Consider the following 4998-nt stretch of genomic DNA (forward strand, 5'->3'; position numbering starts at 1 on the left):
TGTTCAGGAGAGTTCAGCGTGAATGTATCAGTGTCCTAATCTAGCTTGAAATGACCGTGTTTTAGGTGGGGCTACTGTGTTTGAGTCGATCCAGCTCAAACAAAGCGGTGGGTAAACTCCTGCACCAAGTCCACACGTCCTTTGCGCAAAACCGCTCCCACGAGAGCAAGACCATGGCGGCCCAGCACTGTGGCCTCAGAAAGAGGGTAGGGCATGTATGTTAGCTTGCGTCCCTGGCCCAGAGACAATAGCCCCACCATTTTCTGGCGCCGGCCTCGAGGCCGCAAGATCCTGCTAGGAAAGCGTATCCAAGTTAAGTAGAGGGGGCTTCCAAATCGTTGCTGCCAGCTGCAGAGCTGGAATTGCCTTCCAGGGCTGCTTGGGCGTTGCGGCGCAGGCGGTGGGCCTTGAGCCGGCGCAAGGCAGAGGCGGGAAACTTCTGGTCGAATTCCCCATCTTCCATCTGGGCCAGTTCTTGGAGATCGGGGGCAACGTTCCAAGGGTAAGGCTGAAAATCCGGGATCCGGCTGGGTTGGGCAAAGCGTTGGTTCCAAGGGCAGACCTCCTGGCAGATGTCACAGCCGGCCACCCAGTTGTGCAGGTTCTGGGCAATCTTGGCAGGGATCCGCTCGGCGTGGCTTTCTAGGGTGTGATAGGCGATGCAGCGGCGGGAATCGACCACCCCTGGGCTGACGATGGCCTGCGTGGGGCAAGCCTCTAGGCAGCGGGTACAGGTGCCGCAGTGAGCGGTGTGGGGCTGGTCAGGGAGCAACGGCAGGGTGGTCAGGATCACTCCCAGAAACACCCAGGAGCCGTACTCGCGGGTGAGCAACAGGCTGTTTTTGCCGATCCAACCCAAGCCCGCCTGCATGGCCCAGGGCTTTTCCGCCACCGGGCCGGTATCGACATAGCATCGACCGCGGTAGTTCGGAAATTGCGCTTGCATCCAGAGGTGGAGCTGCTTCAGCCGCCGTCCCAACACGCGGTGATAATCTCGACCCCAAGCGTAGCGGGAGATCTTGCCTTTGCCGGGATCCTGGCTGTGGCGGATGGGGGTGTAGTAATTCAAAGCCACACAGACCAACGACTGCACCCCCGGCAGCACCTGCTTTGGATCCATTCGCCTAGGATCCGCCATCCAGGCCATGTCGGCGGCCATGCCCGCAGCCAGCCAAGCTTGCAGGCCCCGCAAGTCGGGGGGATCCTCTATGCTGGCAATGCCAACTTTGTCAAAGCCCAGGGCCAGGGCCTGTCGTTTCACCTGCTCTGTGATGCTGGCCCGGTCTGCTTCTTCTGGCCACACAGGGACATCCAACGCTACTTTGGCAAGCCCATCACCCGACGATAACGAGCTTCCAGATGCTCTGCCTGCTGGGATCGGCGGAAGGGATCCCAGGTGCTGTGGGCAAACAGATCCTGCCGCAGCTTGGCCACATCCACCGTCGTCACGGCTCCGCCGGACACCACCTGTTTTCCTCGCACCCAAACGCTATGCACTGCCTGGGTGGGCCGACCCAACACCAGCAGCCCAATGGGATCGGTACGGGGCAACAGCGACAGTTGGGTGAGATCGTACAGCACCAGATCCGCTTGCTTGCCCACTTCCAGGGATCCCAGCTCCTCCCCTAGCCCCAGGCCAATGGCCCCACCGCGGGAGGCCATCTCCACACTCTCGCGGGGCGAGATCCAGTGGCGGTAGTCGGGATCGGTGATGTTGTGCAGGATGGTGCCGATTTTGATGGCCTCCAGGAGATCCTGGGAATCGTTGCTGGCAGCCCCATCGCAGCCAAAGGCCACGTTCACCCCTGCCCGGCGGTATTTCAAGATGGGGGCAATGCCGCTGCCTAGGCGCAGGTTGCTCAAGGGGTTGTGAACAACCGTAGAGCCGGTACGGGCCAGGATTTCAATATCGGCATCGCTGAGCCAGACGCAGTGAGCCAGGGAAGTTCTCTGGTCTAGGTAACCCAGGCGCTCCAGATGCTCCACAGCACTACAGCCGTACTTTTCCTGGGCCAGCATCTGCTGGGCACGGGTTTCCAGCAGGTGAGCGTGGCGGGGTAGGTCATACTTCTGGCTCAACTCCGCGCAGCCCTTGAACAGCTCGTCTGAGCAGAGTTGGATCCCTGTAGGGGCCACCATCAGGCTGATGCCTTCCTCGGGGCGGTGGTATTTCTGAACTGCCTCTTCCAGGATGGCCAACACCTCCAGGGTGGAGAGGGGATAAGCTGTTGGCTCTCCTTCCCCGCCCGGCAGGCAAGTGGGGAGAGCCTGATCCTGAAGCAGCGGGCCAATGAAAGCGCGGATCCCGGCCTCCCGGTAGGCCCGCACTGCTGCCTCAATGGTGGCCAGTTCCTGGCCAGGGATCAGCACCAGATGATCCACCACTGTTGTGCCGCCCGTCAGCAGGGTCTCCACCGCCGTAGCCAGGGCGCTGAGATAGATTTTTTCCGGATCCGGCGGCGCATACTCGTGCAGTTGTGCCAGCCACAGCTCCAGCGGATAGGGCGGTATGATCCCTCGTTGCCACATTTCGGAAGAATGGGTGTGGGCATTGACAAAGCCCGGCAGCAAGAGTTGGTTACTGGCATCCAGTTCCAGGCTGTCTGCGCCCGTTGCGGGTAACCCTCTGCCTATGGCAGCAATCCGTTCCCCCTCGATTCGCACATCTGCGGTTTCGTAGCCGGTGGCGGTGGGAATTAACGCATTGCGCAAGATAAAACTCATGCCCGGGATCCAAAAAGGCCGTCTGCTACCTTAGCGTGCTGGAGTTAACCCTGCCAAGGCGGGAGGATCAGAACATTTGCATGCATAACCTAGCCTTTCCCCCAAGGGATACCCAAGCGTAGTGGTTATAGAACTGCCGACATAGAGGTGCCCACACTCTCCATAACGCAGTTTCAACGCCTCTGCACCGCCGACATGGCCCTACAGCTCAGCCTTGACCGGCTATTTCTTTTTCTTGGCGGAGCCTTTTTTGGCCAGCTTGCTCTCGGCAGCAGGGGCCGGTTCTGGGGCAGGTTCTTCAGGAGGAGCGGGTGGAGTCTCTTCCACTTTGGGGGCCTCTGCCGGCTTGAGACCGGCTTGAGCGGCAACCTCAGCAGCAAAATCCACTTCTTCTTTCTCGATCCCCTCTCCCAGGACAAAGCGCACAAACCGCCGCACCCGAATGTTTTCCCCCAGTTTGGCAATGTGCTGCTTGACCAATTCCTCCACCGTGATCGAGGAATCTTTAATAAAGGGTTGATCCAACAGGGATAACTCTTTCAGGCGCTTTTCGATGCGACCTTGCACGATCTTCTCGCGTATGTTCTCCGGCTTATTGGCCAGATCTTCTTTGCCCATTTCAATGGCTTTTTCCCGCTCCACCACTTCAGCAGGGATCTGGTCAACGCTGACGTATTCTACGTTTTGGCAGGCGGCAATCTGCTTGGCGATGTCTTGCACCAATTTCTTGAAATCTTCGTTGCGGGCCACGAAGTCCGTCTCGCAGTTCACTTCCACCAACACCCCAATTCGATTGCCGAAGTGGATGTAGCTGTCAACTGCCCCCTCTGTCGCGACGCGACTGGCCTTTTTGGCTGCCCCTGCCAACCCTTTCTGTCGCAGCCAGGTGATGGCTTTCTCCATATCGCCACCGGAATCTTCCAGGGCTTTTTTGCAGTCCATCATGCCTGCGCCCGTCTTTTCGCGCAGCTCTTTGACCAGTTTGGCATCAATGCTCATGAGGGCTCCTCGAATGAAAGAACGGGAAGAATGTGGCGGGATATGAGTGAGAATGAGCGGGCTTCGGTAGAATTGTAAACCTAGATTTCAAGAATACACGCCTCTGGATAGGGAACAGGCAGGGAAGTGCCCGGATTGCACGGGATCCCTGCCCTTGCTCTAGCCTTCCTCGGCTTCTCCTTCTTCTTCGTCCTCCATGTCTTCCAGAATGTCGTCGTCCAGATCCATGGCCCCTTCGTAGTCGTACTCATCCTCTTCAACGGTGTCGAGCTGCCCATGCCGCCCTTCGTAGATGGCATCCGCCAACTTGCCTACAATCAGCTTAATCGCTCGAATGGCATCGTCGTTAGAGGGAATGAAGATATCGCTGAGATCGGGGTCGCAGTTGGTGTCCAGCAGTGAGATGATCGGGATGTTCAGCTTGATACATTCCTGAACGGCATTGGCCTCCCGCCGCTGATCGACGATGATCACCGCATCGGGGAGCTTGCGCATGGTTTTAATGCCGCCTAAGTACTTTTCCAACCTGGCCAACTCTCGCCGCAGACGGCTGGCCTCTTGTTTGGGCAGGCGATCCAGAAGACCGCTGCTCTCCATCTCCTCAATTTCTTTGAGGCGGTCGATGCGGGTTTTGATGGTGGCCCAGTTGGTGAGCATACCCCCCAACCAGCGCTGGTTGACATAGTAGCTGCCACAGCGACGAGCCTCTTGAGCGATGATCCCGGCAGCTTGCCGTTTGGTGCCCACAAACAGGAAGCGCCAACCCCTGTCAGCAGCATCCCGCACATACTCGTAGGCTTCGTTCAGATAGCGGGCCGTCTGCACCAAATCGATAATGTGGATGCCGTTCCGCTCGGTAAAGATGTAGGGCCGCATTTTCGGGTTCCAGCGGCTGGCTTTGTGGCCGAAGTGAACCCCTGCCTCCAACAGTTGAGGCAAACTGACTACGCTCATGAGTTTTTCCTCTCCTACGGGTTAGCCTCCGCCCGAACGGATCCCAGTTACGGCCTTCCCGCCGGTTACCTGCACAGAGCGCTCTACCCCCATTGGCAAGGAACTCAGGAGCTGTTGCAGCAAACCGCGAAAGGGCTGTAAGGACACCCGGTGGTTCAGGCGTGCGATTTCTTAACGGCTTAACTAAGCTAGCATGTTTTCCACGGGATCCCGCAGCTTGGGGTTAACTCTGGCCGCGATCCGATGCTAGACTAGCTAGGCACTTCATGGGCTTCTACCCGTAAGTGCGTCGGGGCGTAGCGCAGCTTGGTAGCGCACCAC

At 58.4% G+C, this 4998-nt stretch carries 4 protein-coding genes and 1 pseudogene; all 5 read right to left on the reverse strand.

What is annotated here, in order from left to right:
• Positions 1 to 95: 95 nt before the first annotated feature.
• The 5 genes and pseudogenes from NW856_RS11130 to rpsB all read right to left on the reverse strand — a co-directional run bounded on the left by NW856_RS11130 (position 96) and on the right by rpsB (position 4677).
• Positions 96 to 287: a hypothetical protein gene (locus NW856_RS11130; protein WP_414380595.1), complete on the reverse strand. Its 192-nt coding sequence runs from the start codon at positions 285 to 287 to the stop codon at positions 96 to 98.
• A gap of 26 nt (positions 288 to 313) precedes the next feature.
• Positions 314 to 1261, reverse strand: a complete 948-nt coding sequence (queG, locus tag NW856_RS11135; RefSeq protein WP_414400306.1) for a tRNA epoxyqueuosine(34) reductase QueG — start codon at positions 1259 to 1261, stop codon at positions 314 to 316.
• A 56-nt stretch (positions 1262 to 1317) separates the two neighbouring features.
• Entirely contained in the window at positions 1318 to 2724 is a 1407-nt protein-coding gene (locus NW856_RS11140; RefSeq protein WP_414400298.1) for an amidohydrolase, read from the reverse strand.
• A gap of 354 nt (positions 2725 to 3078) precedes the next feature.
• Positions 3079 to 3723: pseudogene (gene tsf, locus NW856_RS11145) on the reverse strand (translation elongation factor Ts); the annotation flags it as partial.
• A gap of 159 nt (positions 3724 to 3882) precedes the next feature.
• A complete protein-coding gene (rpsB, locus tag NW856_RS11150; RefSeq protein ID WP_011433146.1) occupies positions 3883 to 4677 on the reverse strand; it encodes a 30S ribosomal protein S2 in 795 nt (264 codons plus the stop codon).
• Positions 4678 to 4998: the final 321 nt, after the last annotated feature.

The sequence above is a fragment of the Synechococcus sp. R3-13 genome, from assembly GCF_047462195.1.
Classification (GTDB): domain Bacteria; phylum Cyanobacteriota; class Cyanobacteriia; order Thermostichales; family Thermostichaceae; genus Thermostichus.

Excerpts from the sequence above, each read along its gene's own strand:
- rpsB (WP_011433146.1), bottom strand. The coding sequence starts at position 4,677 with ATGAGCGTAGTCAGTTTGCCTCAACTGTTGGAGGCAGGGGTTCACTTC.
- NW856_RS11140 (WP_414400298.1), bottom strand. The coding sequence starts at position 2,724 with ATGAGTTTTATCTTGCGCAATGCGTTAATTCCCACCGCCACCGGCTAC.